General features: G+C 71.3%; 23 protein-coding genes. 17 read left to right on the forward strand and 6 right to left on the reverse strand.

Annotation, left to right across the window (positions count from 1 at the left end; all coding sequences use genetic code 11):
* Nucleotides 1-56 precede the first annotated feature (56 nt).
* The 3 genes from AB0D48_RS07645 to AB0D48_RS07655 all read left to right on the forward strand — a co-directional run bounded on the left by AB0D48_RS07645 (nucleotide 57) and on the right by AB0D48_RS07655 (nucleotide 3,624).
* Nucleotides 57-1,457, forward strand: coding sequence for a PucR family transcriptional regulator (locus AB0D48_RS07645; protein WP_362391887.1), 1,401 nt, complete (start codon nucleotides 57-59; stop codon nucleotides 1,455-1,457).
* A 104-nt stretch (nucleotides 1,458-1,561) separates the two neighbouring features.
* The gene (locus AB0D48_RS07650) at nucleotides 1,562-2,719 is read left to right on the forward strand and encodes an acyl-CoA dehydrogenase family protein (protein WP_362391889.1); all 1,158 of its coding nucleotides are present in this window, start codon (nucleotides 1,562-1,564) and stop codon (nucleotides 2,717-2,719) included.
* Nucleotides 2,720-2,739: 20 nt separating this feature from the next.
* On the forward strand, nucleotides 2,740-3,624 hold the full coding sequence (locus AB0D48_RS07655; protein WP_362391891.1) for an acyl-CoA thioesterase II: 885 nt from the start codon (nucleotides 2,740-2,742) through the stop codon (nucleotides 3,622-3,624).
* A 6-nt stretch (nucleotides 3,625-3,630) separates the two neighbouring features.
* Here AB0D48_RS07655 and AB0D48_RS07660 read toward each other — a convergent pair whose 3' ends face one another.
* Genes AB0D48_RS07660 through AB0D48_RS07670 form a run of 3 tightly spaced genes read right to left on the reverse strand, consistent with a single transcriptional unit; the run spans nucleotide 3,631 to nucleotide 6,013 of the window.
* The gene (locus AB0D48_RS07660; protein ID WP_362391893.1) at nucleotides 3,631-4,515 is read right to left on the reverse strand and encodes a DUF4253 domain-containing protein; all 885 of its coding nucleotides are present in this window, start codon (nucleotides 4,513-4,515) and stop codon (nucleotides 3,631-3,633) included.
* A 47-nt stretch (nucleotides 4,516-4,562) separates the two neighbouring features.
* A complete protein-coding gene (locus tag AB0D48_RS07665; RefSeq protein WP_362391895.1) occupies nucleotides 4,563-5,375 on the reverse strand; it encodes a phosphatase in 813 nt (270 codons plus the stop codon).
* Between the two features lie 56 nt (nucleotides 5,376-5,431).
* Nucleotides 5,432-6,013 carry a TetR/AcrR family transcriptional regulator gene (locus AB0D48_RS07670; protein WP_362391896.1) on the reverse strand — a complete coding sequence of 194 codons (582 nt, stop codon included), beginning with the start codon at nucleotides 6,011-6,013 and terminating at the stop codon, nucleotides 5,432-5,434.
* Between the two features lie 99 nt (nucleotides 6,014-6,112).
* On the opposite strand from AB0D48_RS07670, the gene AB0D48_RS07675 reads away from it, so the two are divergent.
* The 10 genes from AB0D48_RS07675 to AB0D48_RS07720 all read left to right on the forward strand — a co-directional run bounded on the left by AB0D48_RS07675 (nucleotide 6,113) and on the right by AB0D48_RS07720 (nucleotide 19,401).
* The gene (locus tag AB0D48_RS07675; protein WP_362391898.1) at nucleotides 6,113-7,729 is read left to right on the forward strand and encodes a carboxyl transferase domain-containing protein; all 1,617 of its coding nucleotides are present in this window, start codon (nucleotides 6,113-6,115) and stop codon (nucleotides 7,727-7,729) included.
* A gap of 16 nt (nucleotides 7,730-7,745) precedes the next feature.
* Nucleotides 7,746-9,869, forward strand: coding sequence for a biotin carboxylase N-terminal domain-containing protein (locus AB0D48_RS07680; protein WP_362391900.1), 2,124 nt, complete (start codon nucleotides 7,746-7,748; stop codon nucleotides 9,867-9,869).
* An 11-nt stretch (nucleotides 9,870-9,880) separates the two neighbouring features.
* Nucleotides 9,881-10,798 carry a hydroxymethylglutaryl-CoA lyase gene (locus tag AB0D48_RS07685; protein WP_362392293.1) on the forward strand — a complete coding sequence of 306 codons (918 nt, stop codon included), beginning with the start codon at nucleotides 9,881-9,883 and terminating at the stop codon, nucleotides 10,796-10,798.
* Nucleotides 10,799-10,805: 7 nt separating this feature from the next.
* A complete protein-coding gene (locus AB0D48_RS07690; RefSeq protein WP_362391902.1) occupies nucleotides 10,806-11,966 on the forward strand; it encodes an acyl-CoA dehydrogenase family protein in 1,161 nt (386 codons plus the stop codon).
* 147 nt (nucleotides 11,967-12,113) lie between these two features.
* Nucleotides 12,114-13,151 carry an ABC transporter substrate-binding protein gene (locus AB0D48_RS07695; RefSeq protein WP_362391904.1) on the forward strand — a complete coding sequence of 346 codons (1,038 nt, stop codon included), beginning with the start codon at nucleotides 12,114-12,116 and terminating at the stop codon, nucleotides 13,149-13,151.
* 47 nt (nucleotides 13,152-13,198) lie between these two features.
* Nucleotides 13,199-14,098, forward strand: coding sequence for a siderophore-interacting protein (locus tag AB0D48_RS07700; RefSeq protein ID WP_362391906.1), 900 nt, complete (start codon nucleotides 13,199-13,201; stop codon nucleotides 14,096-14,098).
* A gap of 168 nt (nucleotides 14,099-14,266) precedes the next feature.
* A complete protein-coding gene (locus AB0D48_RS07705) occupies nucleotides 14,267-15,748 on the forward strand; it encodes an aspartate aminotransferase family protein (RefSeq protein WP_362391908.1) in 1,482 nt (493 codons plus the stop codon).
* Nucleotides 15,732-17,033, forward strand: coding sequence for a SidA/IucD/PvdA family monooxygenase (locus AB0D48_RS07710; RefSeq protein WP_362391910.1), 1,302 nt, complete (start codon nucleotides 15,732-15,734; stop codon nucleotides 17,031-17,033). The genes AB0D48_RS07705 and AB0D48_RS07710 overlap by 17 nt, the downstream gene beginning before the upstream one ends.
* Nucleotides 17,030-17,623 (forward strand): GNAT family N-acetyltransferase, encoded by a 594-nt coding sequence (locus tag AB0D48_RS07715; RefSeq protein ID WP_362391912.1) that lies wholly within the window; start codon nucleotides 17,030-17,032, stop codon nucleotides 17,621-17,623. Before AB0D48_RS07710 ends, AB0D48_RS07715 begins: the two co-directional genes overlap by 4 nt.
* A complete protein-coding gene (locus tag AB0D48_RS07720) occupies nucleotides 17,620-19,401 on the forward strand; it encodes an IucA/IucC family siderophore biosynthesis protein (protein WP_362391914.1) in 1,782 nt (593 codons plus the stop codon). The genes AB0D48_RS07715 and AB0D48_RS07720 overlap by 4 nt, the downstream gene beginning before the upstream one ends.
* 75 nt (nucleotides 19,402-19,476) lie before the next feature.
* Here the strand turns inward: AB0D48_RS07720 and AB0D48_RS07725 are convergent, their stop codons facing one another.
* Nucleotides 19,477-21,069: a beta-N-acetylhexosaminidase gene (locus AB0D48_RS07725; protein WP_362391916.1), complete on the reverse strand. Its 1,593-nt coding sequence runs from the start codon at nucleotides 21,067-21,069 to the stop codon at nucleotides 19,477-19,479.
* A 52-nt stretch (nucleotides 21,070-21,121) separates the two neighbouring features.
* Between AB0D48_RS07725 and AB0D48_RS07730 the strand changes: the two genes are divergently transcribed.
* The 3 genes from AB0D48_RS07730 (at nucleotide 21,122) to glmS (ending at nucleotide 24,311) form a co-directional block, all read left to right on the forward strand.
* The gene (locus AB0D48_RS07730) at nucleotides 21,122-22,042 is read left to right on the forward strand and encodes a DUF4429 domain-containing protein (protein ID WP_362391918.1); all 921 of its coding nucleotides are present in this window, start codon (nucleotides 21,122-21,124) and stop codon (nucleotides 22,040-22,042) included.
* A 97-nt stretch (nucleotides 22,043-22,139) separates the two neighbouring features.
* Complete coding sequence (locus AB0D48_RS07735; RefSeq protein WP_030008735.1) at nucleotides 22,140-22,415, forward strand: hypothetical protein; 276 nt, start codon at nucleotides 22,140-22,142, stop codon at nucleotides 22,413-22,415.
* Between the two features lie 78 nt (nucleotides 22,416-22,493).
* A complete protein-coding gene (glmS, locus tag AB0D48_RS07740; protein WP_362391920.1) occupies nucleotides 22,494-24,311 on the forward strand; it encodes a glutamine--fructose-6-phosphate transaminase (isomerizing) in 1,818 nt (605 codons plus the stop codon).
* Nucleotides 24,312-24,370: 59 nt separating this feature from the next.
* On the opposite strand, the gene AB0D48_RS07745 is transcribed toward glmS, so the two are convergent.
* Together AB0D48_RS07745 and AB0D48_RS07750 are read right to left on the reverse strand one after the other, a co-directional pair.
* Nucleotides 24,371-24,940 (reverse strand): GPR1/FUN34/YaaH family transporter, encoded by a 570-nt coding sequence (locus AB0D48_RS07745; RefSeq protein WP_362391922.1) that lies wholly within the window; start codon nucleotides 24,938-24,940, stop codon nucleotides 24,371-24,373.
* A 98-nt stretch (nucleotides 24,941-25,038) separates the two neighbouring features.
* Nucleotides 25,039-25,572 carry a universal stress protein gene (locus tag AB0D48_RS07750; protein ID WP_362391924.1) on the reverse strand — a complete coding sequence of 178 codons (534 nt, stop codon included), beginning with the start codon at nucleotides 25,570-25,572 and terminating at the stop codon, nucleotides 25,039-25,041.
* A 333-nt stretch (nucleotides 25,573-25,905) separates the two neighbouring features.
* Between AB0D48_RS07750 and AB0D48_RS07755 the strand changes: the two genes are divergently transcribed.
* A complete protein-coding gene (locus AB0D48_RS07755; RefSeq protein ID WP_362391926.1) occupies nucleotides 25,906-26,340 on the forward strand; it encodes a hypothetical protein in 435 nt (144 codons plus the stop codon).
* Nucleotides 26,341-26,531: the final 191 nt, after the last annotated feature.

The following is a 26,531-nucleotide window of genomic DNA, read 5'->3' on the forward strand; positions in this document are numbered from 1 at the left end:
TAAGCCGGTGCCCGCAGGGCGCGAAGTGTACGTTCTATCCAGAGAGCATCCCTGAAATGTGCGGAGTATCCATGGAGGCCCAGGCCCCGCCCACCCCGCCGGTCCCACTCGGCGCGCTGCTCCCGGACCGGGAGCTGGCCCTGCGCCACCTCGCGGGGCCGGCCGAGGCCGATGTGCACGGGGTGCACGCCTCCGAGATGGCGGACCCGTCCCCGTACCTGCTGGGCGGCGAGCTGCTCCTGACGGCGGGTGCCGCGCTCGGCGACGCCGGGGCGTACGTCGCCCGGCTCGCCGAAGCGGGGGTGGCGGCGCTCGGCTTCGGCGTGGCGCCCGTGCACGAGGCGGTGCCGCCGGGCCTCGCCGAGGCGTGCGACCGGTACGGGCTGCCGTTGCTGGAGGTCCCGCCGGGTACCCCGTTCACCGCGGTGGCCCGTACGGTCTGGCGGCTGATGGCGGAGGCACGTACGCGGGAGCTGCGCCGGATCACCGAGGCCCAGCAGTCGCTCGCCGCCGCGGCCGCGAGGCCCGACCCGGTGCCGGCGGTACTGTCCCGGCTCGCGGCGAGCCTGGGGGGCCACGTCGTCCTGGTCCCGGCCGGCAGGTCGGCGGGGCGCGAGCTTCCGCCGGAGACCACCGACGCCCTGTCCGCCCTGCTGGCCCGTGTCGGACCGCCCGGCGGGGCGGCCACCGCCACCGACTCCGCGGCGGGCTGGAACCTGACCGCGTACGCCCTCGGCGACGGGCCCGTCCTCGGGGTCGCCCGCCCCGACCGCACCCCCGGCGACCATGCCATCACCGCCATCGCCGCCGTGCTCCTCACGCTGCTCACCGCGCCCCGGCCCGAGGGGGACACGGCGGCCGCCCTCACCCGGCTGCTCCTCGACAACGACCCCGCCGGGGCACTGGCCCCCGGGCCCTGGCAGGTCGTGCACGCCCGCGGCTCCGGCGACCCGCGAGCCCTGGCGGCCGCGCTGGGCACCGTACTGCTGGACCCGAGCGGAGATCCCGTACGGCTGCTCACCGACCGGGATCCGGCCCCGCAGCCCGGATGGCGGCTGGGGGTGAGCGCCCCGGCCGCACCGGCGGAGCTGGCGACCGCGACGGCCCAGGCCGGGCGGGCCCTGGCCCGCGCGGAGGCGGCCCGCACCCCGCTGGTCCGGCACACGCGCGGCGGCCTGGCCGCCCTCGTCGACCCTGCGGAGGCCCGCGACCACGCCGAATCCCTGCTCGCCCCGCTGAACCCGGCGCACCGCGAGACCCTCCGCGCGTGGCTCGCCCACCACGGCAGCTGGGACCGCACCGCGGCCGCCCTCGGGGTCCACCGCAACACGGTCCGCCAGCGCGTCGCGCGCTGCGCGGTGCTGCTCGGCACGGACCTCGACGACCCCGACACCAGGATGGAACTGTGGTTTGCGCTACGTGGCCTGGACAGCGGCGATAACTCGTCGGTAACTTAATCTGAGCAAGCGCTTAGACCTCAACCATCATTGAGGCACCACGACGGCGCGCAACCACCTCCGCGAGAGCGGTGGCGGTTTAGCCGCAGAGAGGGAGGCCGGCCGTGCGCCGTACCGTATTCAACGAGGACCACGAGGCGTTCCGCGAGACCATCCGCGCCTTCATCGAGGCCGAGGTCGTCCCCGTCTACGACGAGTGGTTCCAGGCCGGCCAGGCGCCGCGCGACTTCTACTACAAGCTCGGCGAGCTGGGCGTCTTCGGCATCAACGTGCCCGAGGAGTTCGGCGGCGCCGGTCTGGACACCCACAAGTTCGAGGCCGTCCTCTACGAGGAGACCTCCCGCGCGGGCGTCAACTTCGGCGGCTCCGGCGTGCACGTGCTGCTCGCCCTGCCCTACATCAAGATGCTCGCCGATGACGAGCAGAAGAAGCGTTACCTCCCGAAGTTCGTCTCCGGTGAGGAGATGTGGGCCCTGGCGATGACCGAGCCGGGCACCGGCTCCGACGTCGCGGGCATGAAGACCACCGCCAAGCTCTCCGAGGACGGCACGCACTACGTCCTCAACGGCGCCAAGACCTTCATCACGGGCGGCGTGCACGCCGACCGCGTGATCGTCTGCGCCCGCACCTCCGCCCCGAGCGAGCAGGACCGCCGCTTCGGCATCTCCCTGTTCGCCGTGGACACCAAGTCCGAGGGCTACTCCATAGGCCGCAAGCTGGACAAGCTCGGTCTGCGCACCTCCGACACCGCCGAGCTGGCGTTCGTCGACGTGAAGGTCCCGGTCGAGGACCTGCTCGGCGAGGAGAACAAGGGCTTCTACTACCTCGGCGCCAACCTGCCCTCCGAGCGCTGGGGCATCGCCTTCGGCGCGTACGCGCAGGCCAAGGCCGCCATCCGGTTCGCCCAGCAGTACGTCACGGAGCGCACCGTCTTCGGCAAGCCGGTCGCGCACTTCCAGAACACCAAGTTCGAACTGGCCTCCTGCCAGGCCGAGGTGGACGCCGCCGAGGCGGTCGCCGACCGCGCCCTGGAGGCCCTGGACGCCGGTGAGCTGACGGCGGCCGAGGCCGCCTCCGCGAAGCTGTTCTGCACCGAGGTCGCGCACCGCGTGATCGACAAGTGCCTCCAGCTGCACGGCGGCTACGGCTACATGAACGAGTACCCGATCGCCCGCCTGTACGCCGACAACCGCGTGAACCGCATCTACGGCGGTACCAGCGAGGTCATGAAGTCCATCATCGCCAAGTCGATGGGCCTGTAAGGGGATCTAGTCTCAGTCCCATGAACGAGGCACTGACGACGCTCCTCGATCTGCTCGACCTGGAGCAGATCGAGGAGAACATCTTCCGCGGTACCAGCCGCTCGGCGCTGGTACCGCGCGTCTTCGGCGGTCAGGTCGCGGCCCAGGCACTGGTCGCGGCCGGCCGCACCGTGCCCGAGGACCGCACCGCGCACTCGCTTCACTCGTACTTCCTGCGCGCCGGGGACCCGGGCGCGCCCATCGTCTACTCGGTGGACCGGATCCGCGACGGGCGCTCCTTCACCACGCGCAGGGTCGTCGCCGTCCAGCACGGACAGCCGATCTTCCACCTCTCGGCGTCGTTCCAGACGTACGAGGAGGGCCTCGACCACCAGGCCGCCATGCCCTGCGCCCCGGACCCGGAGACCCTGCCCACCGCGGCCGAGTCACTGCCCGCGTACCGGGACATCTTCCGCGACCCGGGCACGGTGGAGCGGCTGATCGAGGCGCGCGGCGCGGTGGACCTGCGGTACGCCACGACCCCGCCCTGGGGCAGCATCGGCGAGCCGGTGGAGCCGCGCTGCCAGGTGTGGTTCCGTACCGCCGGCAAGCTGGAGAGCGACGACTCCCTGCTGCACACCTGCCTGGCCACGTACGTCTCCGACATGACGCTGCTGGACTCGGTGCTGCTCGCGCACGGGCGCGGCGGGTGGGCGGTCGGCGACGTGGTCGGCGCCTCGCTGGACCACGCGATGTGGTTCCACCGGCCGTTCCGCGCGGACGAGTGGCTGCTGTACGACCAGGAGTCCCCGTCGGCGGCGGCCGGCCGGGGCCTGGGCCAGGCCCGCATCTGGACCCAGGACGGGCGCCTGGCCGTCACGGTCATCCAGGAGGGCGTGGTCCGCGTCCCGCGCGACAAGACGTAGGCGACCTCAGTCCCACCAGAAACCCCAGTGGGACGACCCGGCCACCGCTTCGTCCGCGTAGGCGCGGATGCTCCCCGAGCCCTGCCAGACGTTGTCGGGGCAGAAGGCGAAGTGCTCCGCGGCGACGGGGATCGAGTGGACCGCCGTCCGGGGCGGGGCCGCCACCGACACGTGGAGTTCGTCGAAGCCGAGGGCGACGACCCGGGCGCCGAAGCGGTCCTCCCAGGAGCGCAGGACCGCGCTGATCAGGGCGGTGTCGTTCGCGAAGTTGGTGGGGCCGCACCAGCCCATTGCCGTGGGTACGTCGGCCCCCCGGGCAGCGGGGACCAGCGCGAGCCGCGGGGACGGCAGGGACCCGGTCCCGATCAGCTCGTCCGCGAGGTCCCCGGCCGCCGTCTCGGGGTCCTGCCCCTCGGCTCCCGGCTCCGCCAGCCCCGGCCAGTCCCGGCCGAAGGGGGCGATGAGCTCCTCGCCGTCCTCGCCCTGCTCCTCGGGGTCGGGGATCACGGCGTTCCAGAACTCCCGCAGGACCGGCTCGACATGGTGGTCGTCGGGGTCGGACATCCGGTCGGGCCGCAGCCCCTTGACCTCCCACCACTGTTCCAGGCCGGGCCGCTCCTGGAACAGCACCGCCTGGAGCCCCGCGGCGGCCAGGGCGGGGCCGCGGTGCGCCGCGAGCGCCCCGGCGCCCACGGGCCCGTCGGAGACCCACAGCAGCGGCTCGGCCCGCGCGCGGCGCGAGCGCCAGGTCCGCGTCCGCGCGGCCGGCCGGGAGACGAACTTCCCCGGCGGCAACTCCAGCCCCAGGGACCGTCCTTGGGGGTCGTCGGCCAGGACGGACAGCGGGTGGTGCACCTTCGGCGACGTCGGCGACTTCGGCGGTATCCGCATGGGGACGACCGTAGCCGCGGCCACTGACAACGCCGCCCGGCTCGGCCTCAGCCGTCCAGCAGGCCCGCCGCGTCCAGCAGGTAGGCGACCATCGGGTCGTAGTGGCGCGGGTCGCGGACGTGGTCGTCCAGCGGGATCGCCACCTGGAGGGTGCCCTCGGCCTCGCCGAGGAAGAGCGCCGGGTCGTTGCAGTCCGCGTAGCCCGCCGCGTCCAGGCCCCGCTGGGCCGCGCAGCCCGCCCAGCCGTGGTCGGCGACGACCAGGTCCGGCTGCGGGCGGCCCGCCGCCGTGAGCCCGTCCAGGATCGCGGCCATCGGCTCCGGCGAATGGGTGTGCCACAGGGTCGCGCCCCGCTCCAGCACGGCGACGTCCGCGAACTGCCACACCGAGCCCTCGTCGGCCGTCAGGCCGGAGGGGATGACGACGATCTCGCACCCGGCCGCCCGCAGGGCCGCCGCCGTGACGCGGTGGACGTCCAGCAGCCCGCCCGGGTGCCCGGTCGCGAGCAGCACGCTCTGCCGGTCCAGCGCCGCCTTGCGCAGTCGCGCCGCCAGCCGGTCCAGGCCGGCCACCGTGAGCTCCGGGTCGATGGTGTCCTGGCCGAAGCGGACCTCCGGGTCGTCCACGACCCCGCACCGCTCCGCCATCACCGCGAGCACGTCCTGCTCGTCGGTCCAGCGGTCGCCCAGTTCCAGGCCGAGCCAGTAGTGCCGGTCGCCGTTGGCGAGCTTGCGGTAGTGGGAGAGGTTGTTCTCGCGCGGCGTGGCGACGTGCCCCGCGATCCGGGTGCGGACCAGGTGGTCGATGAGTTCTGCGCGGCTGGGTACGGGCGTCTCTATCGGCTTCGGCATACGGGCCATTCTGCCGCCGCCCGGGCGGAGCCGTCCCGTCCATCCCGACCCGCGGACGCGCCGGCTCACGCCGACAGCGCCCCGAACGCCCCGTGCGCGAGCCGCCGGAGCAGTGACTCCGTCGCCTCCCGCCCGAGGGCCGCCAGGTGCGGGGTGGAGTTCAGCAGGCCGAAGACCGCGTGCACGGAGACCCGTACCTCCGCTTCGGCCACCTCCGGGTGCAGTTCCCGTACGACGTCCACCCACAGCTCCACGTACTGCCGCTGCAGCTGCCGGACGAGCTTGCGGTCGGTGTCCCGCAGCCGGTCGAGCTCCCGGTCGTGCAGGGTGATCAGCGCACGGTCGTCGAGCGCGAAGTCGATGTGCCCGTCGATGAGGGAGGACAGGACCAGCGCGGAATCGCCCGCCGCCGCCTCCACCCGGCGCCGGCCGCCGGTCAGCAGCCGCTCGCTGATGCCGACCAGCAGCTCGGCGAGCATCGCGTCCTTGCCCGCGAAGTGCCGGTAGAGGCCGGGGCCGCTGATGCCCACCGCGGCCCCTATCTCGTCGACGCCGACGCCGTGGAACCCACGCGCGGCGAAGAGGCGGGCGGCCTCACTGAGGATCTGCTCGCGACGGGTGGGGGCGGCGGCCGCTCTGGTGCTCATGGGAAACCATTCTAGACAGGGCCGTTAGCGGTCGTTAACCTAAGCCGTACATGCGTTAACGCTCATTAACAGCGTGCACCGAGCAAGGGAGCTCGACCGATGCAGCAGGCACCAGTGCTGACGAGCGCCGCGGACCCGGCGTCCGAGGCCTGGCGGACCAACGAGGCCGCCCACCGCGAGCTCACCGAGGGGCTGCGGGCCCGCCTCGACGCGGCCCGGCTCGGCGGCGGCGAGAAGGCCCGCGCCCGCCACACCGCGCGCGGGAAGCTCCTCCCGCGCGACCGCGTCGACACCCTCCTCGACCCCGGGTCCCCCTTCCTGGAGCTGGCCCCGCTGGCCGCCGAGGGCATGTACGGGGGCGCCGCCCCCGCCGCCGGGGTCATCGCGGGCATCGGCCGGGTCAGCGGCCGCGAGTGCGTGATCGTCGCGAACGACGCCACCGTCAAGGGCGGCACGTACTACCCGATGACCGTCAAGAAGCACCTGCGCGCCCAGGAGGTGGCCCTGGAGAACCGTCTCCCCTGCCTCTACCTGGTCGACTCGGGCGGCGCCTTCCTCCCCATGCAGGACGAGGTCTTCCCCGACCGGGAGCACTTCGGCCGCATCTTCTACAACCAGGCCCGCATGTCGGGCGCCGGCATCCCGCAGATCGCCGCCGTCCTCGGCTCCTGCACCGCGGGCGGGGCGTACGTACCGGCCATGAGCGACGAGGCCGTCATCGTCCGCAACCAGGGCACGATCTTCCTCGGCGGCCCGCCGCTGGTGAAGGCCGCCACCGGCGAGGTCGTCACGGCCGAGGAACTCGGCGGCGGCGAGGTCCACTCCCGGACCTCCGGCGTCACCGACCACCTCGCGGAGGACGACGCACACGCGCTGCGGATCGTACGGAACATCGTGGCGACCCTGCCCGAGCGCGGGGCCCTGCCCTGGTCGGTCGAGGCGCCGGAAGAGCCGAAGGTGGACCCGTACGGGCTGTACGGCGCGGTCCCCGTCGACTCCCGCACCCCGTACGACGCCCGCGAGATCATCGCCCGGATCGTGGACGGCTCCCGCTTCCAGGAGTTCAAGTCGGAGTTCGGCCAGACCCTGGTCACCGGCTTCGCGCGGATCCACGGACACCCGGTCGGGATCATCGCCAACAACGGCATCCTGTTCGCCGAATCCGCGCAGAAGGGCGCCCACTTCATCGAGCTGTGCGACCAGCGCGGGATCCCGCTCCTCTTCCTCCAGAACATCTCGGGCTTCATGGTCGGCCGGGACTACGAGGCGGGCGGCATCGCCAAGCACGGCGCGAAGATGGTGACGGCGGTGGCCTGCACCCGGGTGCCGAAGCTGACGGTGGTGGTCGGCGGCTCGTACGGGGCGGGCAACTACTCGATGTGCGGCCGGGCGTACTCGCCGCGGTTCCTGTGGATGTGGCCGAACGCCAAAATCTCGGTCATGGGCGGCGAGCAGGCCGCGTCCGTCCTGGCCACGGTCAAGCGCGACCAGATCGAGGGCGCGGGCCAGGAGTGGCCGGCCGAGGACGAGGAGGCCTTCAAGGCCCCGGTCCGCGCGCAGTACGAGGAACAGGGCAACGCCTACTACGCCACGGCCCGGCTGTGGGACGACGGGGTCATCGACCCGATGGAGACCCGGCAGGTGCTGGGACTGGCCCTGACCGCGTGCGCGAACGCCCCGCTGGGCGACTCGGGCTTCGGCATCTTCCGTATGTGACGTGAGGACCTCACTGATGTTCAGCACTGTTCTGGTCGCCAACCGGGGCGAGATCGCGGTCCGGGTCATCCGTACGCTGCGGGAGCTCGGGGTGCGGTCGGTGGCCGTCTTCAGCGACGCGGACGCGGACGCGCGGCACGTACGCGAGGCCGACACGGCCGTCCGGATCGGCCCGGCGGCGGCCGCCGAGAGCTACCTGTCGGTGGAGCGGCTCCTCGACGCGGCCCGCCGCACCGGCGCCGAGGCCGTTCACCCCGGCTACGGCTTCCTCGCGGAGAACGCGGCGTTCGCGCAGGCGTGCGCCGAGGCCGGGCTGGCCTTCATCGGGCCGCCCGCTTCGGCGATCTCCCTGATGGGCGACAAGATCCGGGCCAAGGAGACGGTGAAGGCGGCGGGCGTGCCCGTGGTCCCCGGCTCCTCCGGGAGCGGCCTGTCGGACGCCGAACTGGCCGCGGCCGCGGCCGAGATCGGCATGCCGGTGCTGCTGAAGCCCTCTGCGGGCGGCGGCGGCAAGGGCATGCGGCTGGTGCGCGACGCGGCCGTACTGGCCGAGGAGATCGCGGCGGCCCGCCGCGAGGCCCGCTCCTCCTTCGGCGACGACACCCTGCTGGTCGAGCGGTGGGTGGACCGGCCGCGGCACATCGAGATCCAGGTGCTGGCCGACGCCCACGGCAACGTGGTCCACCTCGGGGAGCGCGAGTGCTCGCTCCAACGGCGCCACCAGAAGGTGATCGAGGAGGCGCCGTCGGTCCTGCTGGACGAGAAGACCCGTGCGGCGATGGGCGCGGCGGCGGTGGAGGCGGCCCGCTCGTGCGGTTACGTCGGCGCGGGCACGGTGGAGTTCATCGTCCCGGGCGGCGACCCGTCCTCTTACTACTTCATGGAGATGAACACCCGCCTCCAGGTCGAACACCCGGTGACGGAGCTGATCACCGGGCTGGACCTGGTGGAACAGCAGCTGCGGGTGGCGGCGGGGCTTCCGCTCGGCTTCGACCAGTCCGAGGTCACCCTGACGGGGCACGCCATCGAGGCGCGCGTCTGCGCCGAGGACCCGGCACGGGGGTTCCTGCCCTCGGGAGGTACGGTCCTCGCGCTGTCGGAGCCCTCGGGCGGGCCGGTCCGCACGGACTCCGGCCTGACGGCGGGCGTGCCGGTGGGGTCGACGTACGACCCGATGCTGTCGAAGGTCATCGTCCACGGCCCGGACCGGGCGACTGCCCTGCGGTTGCTGCGGGGGGCCCTGGCCGACACGGTGATCCTGGGTGTCCAGACCAATGCCGGGTTCCTGCGTCGCTTGCTGGCCCACCCGGATGTGGTGTCCGGCGACCTGGACACCGGTCTGGTGGAGCGGGACCTCCCGTCCCTACTCCCGGACGGGGTCCCTCCGGAGGTGTACGCGGCGGCTGCGCTGCTGTCCGTCCCCCACCCCGCCCCTTCCCGAAACCGGGGCTCCGCCCCGGACCCCGGTCCTCACACGCCGGACGGGCTGAAAGCGTGGGTCGACCCGTTCGGCGCCGCCAACGGCTGGCGCCTGGGCGGCACTCCGGCCTGGACGGTCCACCACTTCCGGCTTCCCGGCCAGGACCCGGTGGCGGTCCGCTCCCGCGCCAAGGGCACCCACCACGAGCTGCTGATCGACGAGACCGGCATCGATCCAGCCCCGCCGGTGCTTGAGGCGCAGGGGTCTGCGGGCAGCGCCCCCAGCACACCGGCCCGCGCCCGGATCGTGGCCCGCACCACCGACACCGTCACCATCGAACTCGACGGCGTCACGCACCGCTTCAGCCACGCCGCCTCCCCGGAGGGGACCTGGCTCGGGCGCGACGGGGACTCCTGGCACATCCAGGCCCACGACCCCGTCGCCGCGAACCTCAGCGGGGCCGGCCGCGGCGGCGCGGAGACCCTCGCCGCCCCCATGCCCGGCACCGTCACCGTCGTCAAGGTGGCCGTCGGCGACAAGGTGGTGGCGGGGCAGAGCCTCCTCGTCGTCGAGGCCATGAAGATGGAGCACGTCATCTCCGCCCCGCACGCCGGGACCGTCACCGAACTCGACGTCACCCCGGGCACCACCGTCGCCATGGACCAGGTCCTGGCCGTGGTCGCCCCGGAACCGGAAGAGGAAGAGGAGGCGGCCAAGTGAACGGCCTGCCCATGACCGTCCCGGCCCCCGGCCTGCCGGCCCGGGTCCGGATCCACGAGGTCGGCGCCCGCGACGGGCTGCAGAACGAGAAGGCGGCCGTTCCCACCGCCGTGAAGGCCGAGTTCATCCACCGGCTCGCCGCGGCCGGCCTCACCACCATCGAGGCCACCAGCTTCGTCCACCCCAAGTGGGTGCCGCAGCTGGCCGATGCCGAGGAACTGTTCCCGCTCCTCGGTGACGTACGGGCCGCCCTCCCCGTCCTCGTCCCCAACGAGCGCGGCCTCGACCGCGCCCTCGCCCTCGGTGCCACCCGCATCGCCGTCTTCGGCTCGGCCACCGAGACCTTCGCCGCGCGGAACCTCAACCGGACCGTCGCCGAGTCCCTCGCCATGTTCGAGCCCGTGGTGGCCCGCGCCAAGCAGGGCGAGGCGCACGTCCGCGGCTATCTCTCGATGTGCTTCGGCGACCCCTGGGAGGGTCCCGTCCCGGTCCTTCAGGTCGTACGGGTCGCCAAGGCCCTGCTCGACCTCGGCTGCGACGAGCTCAGCCTCGGCGACACCATCGGCGTCGCCACCCCCGGCCACGTCCGGGAGCTGCTCGCCGGGCTGAACGAAGCGGGGGTCACGACCGACCGCATCGGCGTGCACTTCCACGACACCTACGGCCAGGCCCTCGCCAACACCCTCGCCGCGCTCCAGCACGGCGTGACCACGGTCGACGCCTCCGCCGGGGGCCTCGGCGGATGCCCGTACGCGAAGAGCGCCACCGGCAACCTCGCCACCGAGGACCTGGTGTGGATGCTCGACGGCCTCGGCATCGAGACCGGGGTCGACCTGGCCGCCCTCACCGCCACGAGCGTGTGGATGGCCGAACAGCTGGGGCGTCCCAGCCCCTCCCGCACCGTCCGCGCCCTCTCCCACAAGGAGTAGTCACATCATGTCCCTCGACCACCGGCTCACCCCCGAGCACGAGGAACTCCGCCGCACCGTCGAGGAGTTCGCGCACGACGTCATCGCGCCCAAGATCGGCGACCTGTACGAGCGCCACGAGTTCCCGTACGAGATCGTCCGCGAGATGGGCCGCATGGGCCTGTTCGGCCTGCCCTTCCCCGAGGAGTACGGCGGCATGGGCGGCGACTACCTCGCCCTCGGCATCGCCCTGGAGGAGCTGGCCCGCGTCGACTCCTCGGTCGCCATCACCCTGGAGGCCGGCGTCTCCCTCGGCGCCATGCCGATCTACCTCTTCGGCTCCGAGGAGCAGAAGCGGGAGTGGCTGCCGAAGATGTGCTCCGGCGAGATCCTGGGCGCCTTCGGCCTGACCGAGCCCGGCGCGGGCAGTGACGCGGGCGGCACCCGCACCACCGCCGTCCGGGAGGGCGACGAGTGGGTCATCAACGGCTCCAAGTGCTTCATCACCAACTCCGGTACGGACATCACCGGTCTGGTCACCGTCACCGCCGTGACGGGCCGCAAGGCCGACGGCCGCCCCGAGATCTCCTCGATCATCGTCCCGTCCGGCACCCCGGGCTTCACGGTGGCCGCGCCGTACTCCAAGGTCGGCTGGAACTCGTCGGACACCCGGGAGCTGTCCTTCGACGGCGTACGGGTCCCGCTCGCCAACCTGGTGGGCGAAGAGGGCCGCGGCTACGCCCAGTTCCTCCGGATCCTCGACGAGGGCCGCATCGCCATCTCCGCGCTCGCGACGGGCCTCGCCCAGGGCTGCGTGGACGAGTCGGTGAAGTACGCGAGGGAGCGGCACGCCTTCGGCAAGGCGATCGGCGACAACCAGGCCATCCAGTTCAAGCTCGCCGACATGGAGATGCGCGCCCACATGGCCCGCATCGGCTGGCGCGACGCCGCCTCCCGGCTGGTGCTCGGGGAGCCCTTCAAGAAGGAGGCGGCGATCGCCAAGCTGTACTCCTCGACGGTGGCCGTCGACAACGCCCGCGAGGCCACGCAGATCCACGGCGGCTACGGGTTCATGAACGAGTACCCGGTGGCTCGAATGTGGAGGGACTCCAAGATCCTGGAGATCGGCGAGGGCACGAGCGAGGTCCAGCGCATGCTCATCGCGCGTGAACTGGGCTTCTCCGCCTAGCCGCAGGGCTCGTACGGAAGCAGGACGGCGCTGGGGGCCCTGAGAAAACTTAGGGCCCCCTTACCCGTTCCGGCCAAGGTTAGGCTAACCTTCCTTCCGAATGGCCCAGTGATCGGCCGCCCTGCACGCACGAAAGCGGACATCGACATGCCCAAGTCCCGAACCTCCTCCCTGACCCGTCGCGGATTCATCGCGGCCGGCGGCGCCCTCGGCCTCGTCGCGGCGCTCGCCGCATGCGGCGGCACCGACTCGGCGAAGGGTGACGACGGCAAGGACAAGGGCGCCGCGGCCTCGGGCCCCTGGTCGTTCAAGGACGACCTCGGCAAGGACGTCAGCACCAAGTCCACGCCGAAGAACATCGTCGCGTTCACCGGCACCGCCGCCGCGCTGTACGACTACGGCATCCCGGTAAAGGGCGTCTTCGGCCCGACCAGGACCGCCGACGGCAAGGCCGACGTCCAGGCCGGCTCGATGGACATCTCCAAGGTCGAGATCCTCGGCAACGTCTACGACGAGTTCAACGTCGAGAAGTACGCGGCCCTCCAGCCCGACCTGCTCGTCACCAACACCTGGGACGGCAACTACTGGTACCTGCCGGAGGCCTCCAAGGACAAGATCCTGAAGCTGGCCCCGGCCGCCGCGATCGGCGTGGGCGGCGACGTCTCCATGGACAAGGCCCTGGAGCGCACGGCGGACCTCGCCAAGTCCCTCGGCGCCGACCTGAACGCCAAGAACACCGTCGACGCCAAGGCCCGCTTCGAGGCCGCCGCCGCGAAGGTCCGCGAGGCCACCAAGGCCAACCCGGGCATCAAGGTGCTCGTCGGCTCCGGCGACGCCGACAACTTCTACGTCTCCACCCCGAAGACCTCGGCCGACCTGAAGTACTTCCAGCAGCTCGGCGTCGAGTTCGTCATCCCCGAGAAGGTGGACGAACTCGGCTTCTTCGAGAAGCTCAGCTGGGAGAACGCCGGCAAGTACAACGCCGACGTGGTGTTCCTCGACAACCGCACCGGGACCCTGCAGCCGGAGGAGCTGAAGGCCAAGCCCACCTGGGCCGGGCTCGCCGCCGTCAAGGCCGGCCAGATCACCCCGCGCGTCACCGAGCCGATCTACTCGTACGACAAGTGCGCCCAGATCCTGGAGGACCTCGCGAAGGCCATCCAGAACGCCAAGAAGGTCAGCTGACCCCTGACCGCCCGTCACTCCGGCCGAATCCCAGGGGGACTCTCCGCATGACCGCCACCGCGTCCGACGCCCCGGCCGTAGCGCACTTCCGGTTCTTCGCGCTCGAAGTGCTCCGCACCCGCCGCCTCGGCCACTCCTTCCTGCGGGTCACGTTCGGCGGGGAGTCCCTCGCGGACTTCCGCTCGGGCGGCTTCGACCAGAGCCTGTCGCTCTTCCTGCCGACGGGAGACCAGGAGCACACCGTGCTCCCGTCCACGGACGAGGACACCTGGTTCGGCGCCTGGCGCGGGATGCCGGAGGAGGAGCGCCCGGTGATGCGCTCCTACACCGTGCGCGAGCAGCGCCGTACGCCCGGGGGCGTGGACGAGGTCGACATCGACTTCGTCCTGCACGGTGACTCCTCCCCCGCGTCGCGCTGGGCCGGGCGGGCGGTGACCGGCCGCCGGATCATGGCGATCGGCCCGGCCGTCGCGGAGAACAAGTCCGTACGGTTCCAGCCACCGGCCGCCAGCGACGCGATCTGGATGTACGCGGACGAGACCGCCCTGCCGGCCGCGGCCGCGATCCTGGACCGGCTGCCCGCGGGCACCCGGGTCCGGGCCTGGCTGGAGGTCCCCCACGAGGACGACCGGCTGCCGCTGGACACGCTCGCCGAGGCGGACATCACCTGGATCGTGCGCGGGAGCGCCGGCCCGGAGCGGACCGAGCAGTTGCTGAGCGCGCTCCGCGCCGACGACCTGCGCCCGGCCGAAGCCCCGTACGTATGGCTGGCGGGCGAGTCGGGCACGATCCGCGCCGTGCGCCGGCACTTCGTGCAGGAACGATCCATCGATCGCCGCGCGGTGCGTTTCACGGGCTATTGGCGGCTCGGCGCGAGCGAGGAGCAGCTCCTCGCCGAGGCGTACGCGGGCCAGGCCCCGAGCGAGGACCCGACTTCGGACCTGTAGTCAACTCCCGCACCCCGTAGAGCAGTTGGAGATGGGCCCCGGCTTTCAGCCAGGGCCCATCTCTATTTGGCTTGAGACTAAGGTTAGGCTAACCTAAGTCACACCACTCCATCCCCGCTCTCCCCCAGCTCCACCGCTGGGAGGTACCCCCTGCCCGGAGGAAAGTTGATGCGTTCGCATCTGCTGAATGAGACGACCGCGGACCTCTACCGGCGCTCCGTGACCGAGGGCGTCGAACGCGTCGCCGCCAAACTCGCGAGCACGCAGCGGCCCCACACCGGTATCTCCGTCGACGAACTCGCCCCGGTCATCAACGGGATCGACCTCGACAAGCCGCTCGAAGACCCGGCCGCCGCCCTCGACGAGCTGGAAGACGTCTACCTGCGCGACGCGGTCTACTTCCACCACCCGCGCTACCTGGGTCACCTCAACTGCCCGGTCGTGATCCCCGCGGTGCTCGGCGAGGCGGTCCTCTCGGCCGTCAACTCCTCCCTCGACACCTGGGACCAGTCCATCGGCGGCACGCTCATCGAACGCCGCCTCATCGACTGGACCGCCCAGCGCATCGGCCTCGGCCCCGGCGCGGACGGCGTGTTCACCTCCGGCGGCAGCCAGTCCAACTTCCACGCCCTGCTGCTCGCCCGGGACGAGGCATGCCGCATCGTGATGAAGAACAGCGAGCGGGAACTCGCCAAGTCCGAGGTCCTCCCCAAGCTGCGCATCTTCACCTCCGAGGCCAGCCACTTCAGCGTGAAGAAGTCGGCCGCCATGCTCGGACTCGGCTACGAGGCCGTCATCGCCGTCCCGGTCGACCGCAACCGCCGCATGGACACCGCCGTGCTCGCCCTGGAGCTGGAGAGCTGCGCGCGCGAGGGCCTCTTCCCGATGGCCGTCGTCGCCACCGCCGGCACCACCGACTTCGGATCCATCGACCCGCTCCCCGAGATCGCCCGCCTGGCCGCCGAGCACTCCGCGTGGATGCACGTGGACGCCGCGTACGGCTGCGGACTGCTGGTCTCCCCCACCCGCCGGCACCTGCTCGACGGCATCGAGCACGCCGACTCGGTCACGGTCGACTACCACAAGTCCTTCTTCCAGCCGGTGAGTTCCAGCGCGATGCTGGTCCGCGACCGCGACACCCTCAAGCACGCCACGTACCACGCGGACTACCTCAACCCGCGCCGGATGGCCGAGGAACGCATCCCCAACCAGGTGGACAAGTCCATCCAGACCACGCGCCGCTTCGACGCGCTCAAGCTCTGGATGACCCTGCGCGTCATGGGCGCCGACGGCGTCGGCTCGCTCTTCGACGAGGTCGTCGACCTGGCCGCCGCGGGCTGGGACCTGATCGACACCGACCCGCGCTTCGAGGTCGTGGTCAAGCCCCAGATCTCCACCCTGGTCTTCCGCTACGTCCCCGAGGGGGAGGTCCGGGCGGACCTGGTCGACGAGGCCAACCTGCACGCCCGCAAGGCCCTGTTCGCCTCGGGCGAGGCCGTCGTCGCCGGAACCAAGGTGGACGGGGACCAGTACCTGAAGTTCACCCTCCTCAACCCGCAGACCACGACGGCCGACATCACGGCCGTACTCGACCTCCTCGCCGCACACGCCGAGCAGTTCCTGGGAGAATCCCTTGCCGTCCACCGCTAAGCCCCACGACTTCATCGGCATCGGCCTCGGTCCCTTCAACCTGGGACTCGCCTGCCTGACGGCGCCGATCGGGGAACTCGACGGACTCTTCATCGAGTCGAAGCCCCACTTCGAGTGGCACGCCGGGATGTTCCTGGACGGCGCGCACCTGCAGACGCCGTTCATGTCGGACCTGGTGACCCTCGCCGACCCGACCTCGCCGTTCTCGTTCCTGAACTACCTGAAGGACCAGGACCGGCTGTACTCCTTCTACATCCGGGAGAACTTCTACCCGCTGCGGGCCGAGTACAACGACTACTGCCGCTGGGCCGCCGACCGGCTCGACAACGTCCTGTACTCCACCTCCGTCACCGAGGTCACCTACGACGAGCGGGCCGGCCTGTACGAGGTCCACACGGACCGGGGCGAGACCCACCTGGCCCGCCGCCTGGTCCTGGGCACCGGCACCCCGCCCTTCGTCCCGGAGGCCTGCGCCCGCCTCGGCGGGGACTTCCTGCACAACTCCGCGTACATGCGACACAAGGCGGAGCTGCAGAAGAAGAAGTCGATCACCCTGGTCGGCTCCGGCCAGAGCGCCGCCGAGATCTACTACGACCTGCTGGCCGAGATCGACGTGCACGGCTACCAGCTCAACTGGGTGACGCGCTCACCGCGGTTCTTCCCGCTGGAGTACACGAAGCTGACGCTGGAGATGACCTCCCCCGAGTACGTGGACTACTTCCACGCCCTCCCCGAGGACACCCGCTACCGGCTGGAGACCCAGCAGAAGAACCTCTTCAAGGGCATCGACGGCGATCTGATCAACGCCGTCTTCGACCTGCTCTACCAGAAGCGGATCACCATGCCGGGCGCCGTCCCGACCACCCTGCTGACCAACACTTCGCTGAACAGCGCGGCGTACGACACCACCACGGGGACCTACACCCTGGGCCTGCGCCAGGAGGAGCAGGAGCGGGACTTCACCCTCGCGACCGAGGGCCTGGTCCTGGCCACCGGCTACAAGTACACCGTCCCGGAGTTCCTCGTGCCCGTGCGCGACCGGCTGAACTTCGACGGCCGCGGCCGCCTCGACGCCGCCCGCAACTACAGCGTCGACACCACCGGCCGCGGGGTCTACCTGCAGAACGGCACGACCCACAACCACTCCCTCACCTCTCCCGACCTGGGCATGGCCGCGTATCGCAACGCGTACATCGTCGGTGAGCTCCTCGGCCGCGAGCACTACAAGGTCGAGAAGTCCATCGCGTTCCAGCAGTTCGCAGCCCCGGAAGGCATGCACGCATGAGCACCACCGATCCCCTCTTCACCCGCACCGACGCGGCCCTGGGCACCTTCTCCGTCCGTCCCCTGGACCCCTTCGCCGACGCGGAGCTCCTGCACGGCTGGGTCACGCATCCCAAGGCCTCGTTCTGGATGATGCAGGACGCCTCGCTGCCGGACGTCGAGCGCGAGTACATGAGGATCGCGGCGGCCGAGCACCACGAGGCCTTCATCGGCCTCCACGAGGGCCGGCCCGCCTTCCTGATGGAGACGTACGACCCGGCCGAGCTGGAGCTGGTCGGCCTGTACGACGCCCAGCCGGGCGATGTCGGCATGCACTTCCTCGTCGCGCCGAGCGACACCCCCCTGCACGGGTTCACCCGCGCGGTCATCACCACCGTCATGGCGGCCGTGTTCGCGGACCCGGCGGCCGAGCGCGTCGTGGTGGAGCCGGACGTCCGCAACACCGCCGTGCACGCGTTGAACGAGGCGGTCGGCTTCGTGCCGGACGGCCCGGTCCAGAAGCCGGAGAAGGAAGCCCTGCTGAGCTTCTGCACCCGCGCGGGGTTCGAGGCTGCCACCGGCATCAGCACCACGAAGGAACTCGCGATATGAGCCTCGCCGACGCCGTCTCCCACCTGACCCCCGAGCTGTGGGCCCGGGCCAACCGCGCCCTGGTCCGCAAGGCCCTCGCGGAGTTCTCCCACGAGCGCCTGCTGACGCCGAAGGCGCTGGACTCCGGCTTCTACTCGGTCCTGAGCGACGACTCCACCGTCGAGTACCGCTTCAGGGCCGTCCGCCACGCCCTGGACCACTGGTCGGTGGACGAGGCCTCGATCACCCGCCACCAGGACGGCGCCGAGCTCCCCCTGGACGCGCTCGACTTCCACATCGAGCTCCAGCAGGCCCTGGGGCTCAGCGCCGAGGTCCTGCCCGTCTACCTGGAGGAGATCTCCTCCACCCTGGCCGGCGCGGGCTTCAAGTACACGAAGCCGCAGATCCCCTCCGCCGTCCTCGCGAAGTCCTCCTTCCAGGACATCGAGACGGGCATGACCGAGGGCCACCCCTGCTTCGTGGCGAACAACGGCCGCCTGGGCTTCGGCGTTCACGAGTACCTCTCGTACGCCCCGGAGACCGCGAGCCCGGTCCATCTGGTGTGGGTGGCGGCCCGCAAGGACGTCTCCACCTTCACGGCGGGCGCGGGCCTGGACCACGACGCGTTCATGCAAGCCGAACTGGGTGCAGCCGCCCTCGCCGGCTTCTCCGCGAAGCTGTCCTCCCTGGGCCTGGACCTGGCGGACTACCACCTCCTTCCGGTCCACCCCTGGCAGTGGTGGAACAAGACCAGCGTCACCTTCGCGGCCGAGATCGCGAACCAGCGCCTGGTCCTGCTCGGCGAGGGCTCCGACGCCTATCTGCCCCAGCAGTCGATCCGTACCTTCTTCAACACGACGTCCCCGGCGAAGCACTACGTGAAGACCGCCATCTCGGTCCTCAACATGGGGTTCATGCGGGGCCTGTCGGCCGCGTACATGGAGGCCACCCCGGCCATCAACGACTGGCTCCACCAGCTGATCGAGTCGGACCCCGTCCTGCGGTCGGTCGACTTCTCGATCATCCGCGAGCGCGCGGCGATCGGCTACCACCACCGCCAGTACGAGCGCGCCACCGACCGGTACTCCCCGTACCGCAAGATGCTGGCCGCGCTGTGGCGCGAGTCCCCGGTGAACTCCCTGCGGGGCGACGAGCGCCTGGCGACGATGGCCTCGCTCCTCCACGTGGACGCGGAGGGCAAGTCGTTCGCCGGCGCGCTGATCGCGGAGTCGGGCCTGACCCCTGCCGAATGGCTGCGGCACTACCTCCGCGCGTACCTGGTCCCCCTCCTCCACTGCTTCTACCAGTACGACCTCGCCTACATGCCGCACGGCGAGAACACGATCCTCGTCATCGAGGGCGGCGTGGTGAAGCGGGCGATCTTCAAGGACATCGCCGAGGAGATCGTGGTCATGGACCCGGACGCGGTCCTGCCGCCCGCGGTCGAGCGGGTCCGGGCGGACGTCCCGGAGGACATGAAGCTGCTGTCGATCTTCACGGACGTCTTCGACTGCTTCTTCCGCTTCCTCGGCTCGATCCTCGTCACGGAGGGCATCTGCGAGGAGGACACCTTCTGGCGGGCGGTCGCGGACTGCGCCCACGACTACCAGGACTCGATTCCCGCCCTGGCGGACCGCTTCGCCCGCTACGACCTGTTCGCGGACGAGTTCCAGCTGTCCTGCCTGAACCGCCTCCAGCTGCGGAACAACAAGCAGATGGTCGACCTCGCCGACCCGTCCGCCGCGCTCCAGCTGATCGGCACCCTCAAGAACCCCGTCGCGGCCTTCGCCCGGCGGTGACGAGCCCGGGCGGGCAGCCGATACGGTCCCTCGGCTGCCCGCCCGCCCCTCGGGGCTCGGCCCTGAACACACGCCCTACGACCACGGCACGTCAGGCGACCGGTGGTACGCGATGCCCTGCGCGTCCAGACGGGCGCCCTGCGCCCCGAGGCGGCGGCTGTAGGCGGGCCAGTCGAGCGCGGCCGGCGGGGACCAGCCCAGTTCCGCCAGGCCCAGCACCCGTGGGAACGCCATCAGTTCCCACTCGCCCCGCGTGGCGACGGCCTCCGTCCACAGCGCGGCCTCCACCCCCAGGACGGCGGATTCCGGCACCCCGGTGAGGTAGGCCCCGGGGTTCCATGAGTACGCCCGCTTCACCGGGACGAGCCCGGCCCACACCTGCCCCGGCTTCGTGGCCAGGTCGTACTTCATGTCCAGGTACAGCCGGTCCGCCGGCGACAGGATCAGCGGGTGCCCCGCCTTCGCCGCCGTCGCCACCCGCGTCTTCTCCGTCGCCGAGGTGCGGTCGTGCCCCCAGTACTGCAGCACCGCGCCCGGCGCCGGACGGGCTGCCGCCAGCTGGTGCCAGGCGACCACCGTCTTTCCGTACCGGCCCACCACCGCCTGCGCCCGGTCCATGAAGGCCGCGTAGTCCGCGGCGGGCGTCGAGTGCGCCTCGTCGCCCCCGATGTGCAGGTAGCGGCCGGGCGTCAGCTCCGCCAGCTCGCCGAGCACCTGGTCGATGAACTCGTACGTCCGCTCCTTGCCGACGCACAGCGAGCTGAAGCCGACCTTGATCCCCGTGTACCGCTCCCGGGCATTCCCGTCGCAGTTCAGCTCCGCGTAGGAGGCGAGCGCCGCGTTCACGTGGCCCGGCATGTCGATCTCCGGGACCACATCGACGTACCGCCGCCCCGCGTACGCGACGAGTTCCCGGTACTCGTCCTTCGTCCAGTGCCCGCCGGGTCCGCCGCCGACCTCGCTGCCGCCCCCGTACTCCGCCAGCCGCGGCCAGGAGTCGACGGCCAGGCGCCACCCCTGGTCGTCGGTCAGGTGCACGTGCAGGGCGTTGACCTTGTACTGGGCGACCTGGTCCACGTACCTCTTCACCTGGTCCACCGTGAAGAAGTGCCGCGCGATGTCCACCATCGCCCCCCGGTACGCGAACCTCGGCCGGTCGGTGACCGTCCCGCCCGGCACCGTCCCGGGGCCCGCCACCGGGAGCAGCTGCCGCAGCGTCTGCCCCGCGTGGAACAGCCCGGCCGGGGTCCGCGCGGTGAGGGTGATCCCGCCCGGGCCGGAGTCCAGCCGGTACCCCTCGTCCCCGACCCCCTCGGTGTCCTCGTCGATCCGGAGCCGGATCCCGTCCCCGCCGGCCCCGTCGACCACCGGCAGCGGCAGCCCGCTCGGGCCGCGCAGCTGCTCCGCGAGGAGCTCGCCGACCTGCCGGACCTCCTCTTCCGGTCCCGGGCCGGTACGGATGACCGTGCCCGGTCCGACGGCGTACCCGGGGCCTTCGGCGCGTGCGGAGACGGGCGCCGGCAGCAGCCGTTCGAAGGGGGCCAGGGCGGCGGGTGGATCGTCGCCGGGCCTGGCATCGTCCCCGTGGGCGGCGGCGGTACAGGAGACAGCCGCACCGAGGACGAGGAACGCGCCGAGGGTGCCGAGCGTGCTTCGCAGGACTCTCATGGGCCCAGGTATAGGCCAAGTGGCCCGTCCCGGCCGGTGCGAGAATCATCGGATGGCGGAAATCATCCAGAAGGACGGCACTTGGACCTTCGACGGGGACACGGTGCGCATCGTGCCGGGACGCGACAAGGGGGTGGGCCTCTTGCGGCAGACCCTGGGCGAGGTGGTCGTACCGCTGCGCGCGCTCGCGGGGATCTCCTACGAGCCGGGCCGCAAGGCGGGCCGGCTGCGCCTGCGGCTGCGTGACGGCGCCGACCCGCTGCTCCAGGTGACGGGCGGGCGCCTGCCGGAGGCCTCCGACCCGTACCGGCTGACCGTGGAGGCGGACCGGAGCGGGGTCGCGGAGTACTTCGTCGACGAGGTGCGCAACGCCCTGCTGCTGGACCAGGTGGAGCCGGGCCCGTCGGACGCGTACCTGCTGCCCGGCCCGGCGGTCCCGATCACGGTGGGCGCGGGCGACGGAACGGTGGCGTTCGACGGCGACCGGGTGGCTCTGGACTGGAACTGGACGACGGAGGAGGCCAAGCGCTCCGGCGGGCCGCGTGCGTTCCGGCTCGGCGATCTGCGGACGGTGGAGTGGGCCCCGTCGAAGGGCCTGGAGAACGGCTGGCTGCGGTTCACCCTGGCGGGCGCCCCGCCGGCCCCCGCACCGAAGTACGACCCGTACACGGTGGAGCTGTTCGGCTTCAAGAAGGATCCGCTGATGGCGCTGGTCGCGGCGGCCGTGGCCGTGCGGCTGCCCCACCCGGCGGCTCCGCAGGACGGCCCGCAGGACTCCCCCCAGCACGCCCGGCACGCCGTGGACGGGGCGGCCGCCCCGTCCACGGAGCTCGCCCCTTCGGCCGACGGCCACGCCTCGGACCACGACGCCCTGCTGCGCCGGCTGCGTGAGCTGGGCGAACTGCATCAGGCAGGGGTCCTCACGGCCGAGGAGTTCACGGCGGCGAAACAGGCCGTTTTGCGTAGTTTCTAACCGGATCCATCCATTCCCCTGGTCCAGACCAGCAAGATCCTGCCCGGAATCGGGCAGGATCTTTGCTTTCGACGCCCGGACCCGCCAGTATCTACGGGTGCTCGATCGCCGCCCGTCGCATGACGACCTCGTCGACCACCTGGTGCGCAGCACCGCGCTGCAGCGCGGCGAGGCAGCCCGGGTGGTGCTCGACGTGCTCGCGTACTTCGACGAGACGACCGAGGAGTTCGTCCGCCGCCGCCACCGGGAACTGCAGTCCGGCGGAGCGGTGAACGCGGAGATCTTCGAGCGGATCGCGGCCGAGCTGCCGCACCGCGCCGTGGCGCCTCCGGAGCTCTCGCTCCGGCAGCTGCGCCGCATCGTCTACGGCTGAGCCCGGCGGCCGCCGGGCAGCCGTCGTACGCGGCCGCGGACGAGTACAGGAACCGAACTTCAGGAGGGGCAGAACCGTATGTGTGGAATCGTCGGTTACATCGGCAAGCGTGACGTGGCACCGCTGCTGCTGGAAGGCCTGCAACGGCTGGAGTACCGCGGATACGACTCCGCGGGCATCGTCGTCAACACCCCGAAGGCCACCGCCCTGAAGGTGGTCAAGGCCAAGGGCCGGGTCCGGGAGCTGGAGTCCCGCGTCCCCAAGCGCTTCGCCGGCACCACCGGCATCGCCCACACCCGCTGGGCCACGCACGGCGCCCCGAGCGACATCAACTCCCACCCGCACCTGGACCCGGAGAGCAAGGTCGCCGTCGTCCACAACGGCATCGTCGACAACGCCTCCGAGCTGCGCGCCAAGCTGGAGGCCGAGGGCGTCGTCTTCGTCTCGGAGACCGACACCGAGGTCATCGTCCACCTGATCGCCCGCTCCGAGGCCGACTCCCTGGAGGAGAAGGTCCGCGAGGCGCTCAAGGTCATCGAGGGCACGTACGGCATCGCCGTCATGCACGCCGACTTCGCCGACCGCATCGTCGTCGCCCGCAACGGCTCCCCGGTGGTTCTCGGCATCGGCGAGAAGGAGATGTTCGTCGCCTCGGACGTCGCCGCGCTGGTCGCCCACACCCGCCAGGTCGTCACCCTCGGCGACGGCGAGATGGCCACCCTCAAGGCCGACGACTTCCGCACCTACACGACCTCGGGCACGACGACCAACGCCACCCCGGAGACCGTGGAGTGGGAGGCCGCCTCGTACGACATGGGCGGTCACGACACCTACATGCACAAGGAGATCTCCGAGCAGCCCGACGCGGTCGACCGCGTGCTGCGCGGCCGGATCGACGACCGCTTCAACACCGTGCACCTGGGCGGCCTGAACCTGGACCCGCGCGAGGCGCGCGGCATCCGCCGGGTCAAGATCCTGGGCTGCGGCACCTCGTACCACGCGGGTCTCATCGGCGCCGGACTCATCGAGGGCATGGCCCGGATCCCCGCGGACGCCGAGCCGGCCTCCGAGTTCCGCTACCGCAACCCGGTCGTGGACCCCGACACCCTGTACATCGCGGTCTCCCAGTCCGGTGAGACGTACGACGTGCTCGCGGCCGTGCAGGAGCTCAAGCGCAAGGGCGCCCGCGTCCTCGGCGTGGTCAACGTGGTCGGCTCGGCGATCGCCCGCGAGGCCGACGGCGGCGTGTACGTGCACGCCGGCCCGGAGGTCTGCGTCGTCTCCACCAAGTGCTTCACCAACACGGTCGTGGCCTTCGCTCTGCTCGCCGTGCACCTGGGCCGGATCCGGGACCTGTCGGTCACCGACGGCAAGCGGATCATCGAGGGCCTGCGCAAGCTGCCCGCGCAGATCCAGGAGATCCTCGACGGCGAAGAGGACATCAAGAAGCTGGCGGCCGAGTACGCCGAGGCCAAGTCGATGATGTTCATCGGCCGGGTACGCGGCTACCCGGTGGCGCTGGAGGCCTCCCTGAAGCTCAAGGAGATCTCCTACATCCACGCCGAGGCCTACCCCGCCTCCGAGCTCAAGCACGGTCCGCTGGCGCTGATCGAGCCCTCGCTGCCGACGGTCGCGATCGTCCCGGACGACGACCTGCTGGAGAAGAACCGCGCGGCGCTGGAGGAGATCAAGGCCCGCAGCGGCCGGATCCTGGCGGTCGCCCACCGCGAGCAGGAGAAGGCGGACCACACCATCGTGGTGCCGAAGAACGAGGACGAGCTGGACCCGATCCTGATGGGCATCCCGCTCCAGCTGCTGGCGTACCACACTGCCCTGGCCATGGGCCGGGACATCGACAAGCCGCGCAACCTGGCGAAGTCGGTCACCGTCGAGTAGTCACGTGACAGGTGAAGACCCCCGTGCGCCCGGCGCACGGGGGTCTTCGCTTGCGGTGCTCAGCCCGCGGCCACCGCGCCGCGTCGCGAGCCCCTGCCCAGTGCCAGCGGCCAGTGCGCAAGCGCCGCGGTGGCTCCGTACCAGGACATCAGCCCGGCGACGGCGGCCGCCCAGCCGGCGGCCTTGCCCAGGGAGCCGCTGTCGGCGAATGCACCTATCGCCAGGAGAAGCAGGGAGAGGGTGAACAGGCCGTACACGCCCTGTCCGAACAGTCCGCCCGACGCACCCATGGTGAGAGTGAGCCCGAGCAGGGCGAACAGGATCAGGAACAGTCCGGCCGCGTCTGCCGAAACCTTTCCGTCGGCTCCGGCGGCCCAGGTGAACCAGAAGGCGCCGAGGCCCGCGAACGCCGTGCCGTTGAACCCGTTGCCGCCGCGGAATTCGAGGACTCCGAGGACGAACAGGGCGAGACCGCCGACGTAGGTCGCGAGCGATACGGAATTGGCAGCGGTCACGCCGTCGATGACACCGGTGTGGCCGATACCGAACGCGAGAAGGGTGAGCCCCAGGGCGATGTGCCCGAGGGTCGATGTCGAGGCCGTGCTTCCCGCAGAGACACCATTGTCCACGGCGGGCTCCCTTCGATCTGCAGTTGTTTGCTGCGTCCCAGCAGCATTTATCTACCCTTTACACGGGTGCACAACCGCACAATCGGCTTAACAAGCGGTCACGGAATGACAACGACCGGTCGCTGTGCGCGCTTGGCCAGCCGGCCCGCCACCGAGCCGAAGATCCGCCCCACGATCCCGTGCGTGGAACCGACGACGATGGCGTCGGCCGAATACTCCCGGCCGACCTCCTCCAGCTCGTGGCAGATGTCACCGCCCCGCTCGACCAGGATCCACGGCACCTCGGACAGATAGTCCGCGCAGGCGAGTTCCAGCCCGAGCACCTCGGTGCGGTGGTCCGGGACGTCCACGAAGACGGGCGGCTCACAGCCGGCCCACACGGTGGTGGGCAGCCGGTTGGCGACATGGACGATGATCAGACCGGATCCGGAACGGCGGGCCATGCCGATCGCGTACGCGAGGGCGCGCTCACTGGACGTGGATCCGTCGAATCCCACAACGACCCCGTGCCGGAAGGCCGGGTCGCAGGGAAGGCGTGTCTGTTCCACCGCGCGCAGATCGGCGGCCGACGCGCGGTCGGCGAGGCGTTTGCGCTTGCGGTCCGCGGGTTCGGAGAATTCGTGACCGGCCATGGGTGTCTCGGCGAAGAGGTCCTTGGAGGAAGCAACAGGGGGCGAAAGCGGCGACGCTGGGTGACGGAGCTCTGTCCGGGAAGCATCTTCCCAAGCCCTTACCCACCAGGGTACGGCGACACTCCTGTCCTGCACAGGGCAGCAGAGGGCTTGCCGCCCTTGGAGAGCGTCCCACGGAGCATGCCGGAGCGAGCGCGCCTTGGCAATGTCCGCTGTCCCCTACAGCCAGTGACGATCGGGGCGGCCGCCACCCGTGCGCACAGTGACCGAGCCCGACCCGGCGGCGTTGGACATGCGTCAGACCGTCCAGGAAGAGCCCGCAGGGAGTACGCCGTGCCCGGCCATCCGGTTCGCCCCGTCCAGCCAGCTCAGCCGGCGCTGTCCATCCACTACGCCGACACCCTCCCCCAGTACCCCGCTCCCTCCCGACCCCCTCTTCACCCGTCCGTGCACCCCGCCGGGCGCGCTCACGACGACCCCGCGGGTGACGTCGTGCGCTGGGCCGCCTTCAGCTGCCTGCTGGTCCCCGTGGTCCTCGTCGTCTACGGGACCTCCTTCGGCGGGGCGGCCGTCGCCACTCTGGGCCTGCTCGCCGTCACGGCCGCGTGCCGGGCACTGCTGCGCCAGTCGGAGAGGACGGAGCGGGCCACGGCCCGGATCCCGGCGGAGGAGCGGCTTCCGTCCGGCCACCGGGGCCGGCACTCGCGCGGCGGGTCCGGGACCCACCGGGTCTGCGGCGGCTCCGAGCCCCCGCCCCCGCACGACTGACTCATTCGCACACCCACACCCGCACGTTTTCGGCCAACTTCCTGACACGGCGCCCCCCTTGCCGGAATGTCCCCCCAACCCCCCTACCACCAGCGACGACAGACGCCGGGGGGCGTCGAGACCCTACGGGTACTGGCCACGGCCGGACGGAATGGCCCTCCGGCAGGTAGCGGAGCGGAACCGTTCCTGAT

The organism is Streptomyces sp. NPDC048269, assembly GCF_040652395.1.
GTDB lineage: Bacteria > Actinomycetota > Actinomycetes > Streptomycetales > Streptomycetaceae > Streptomyces.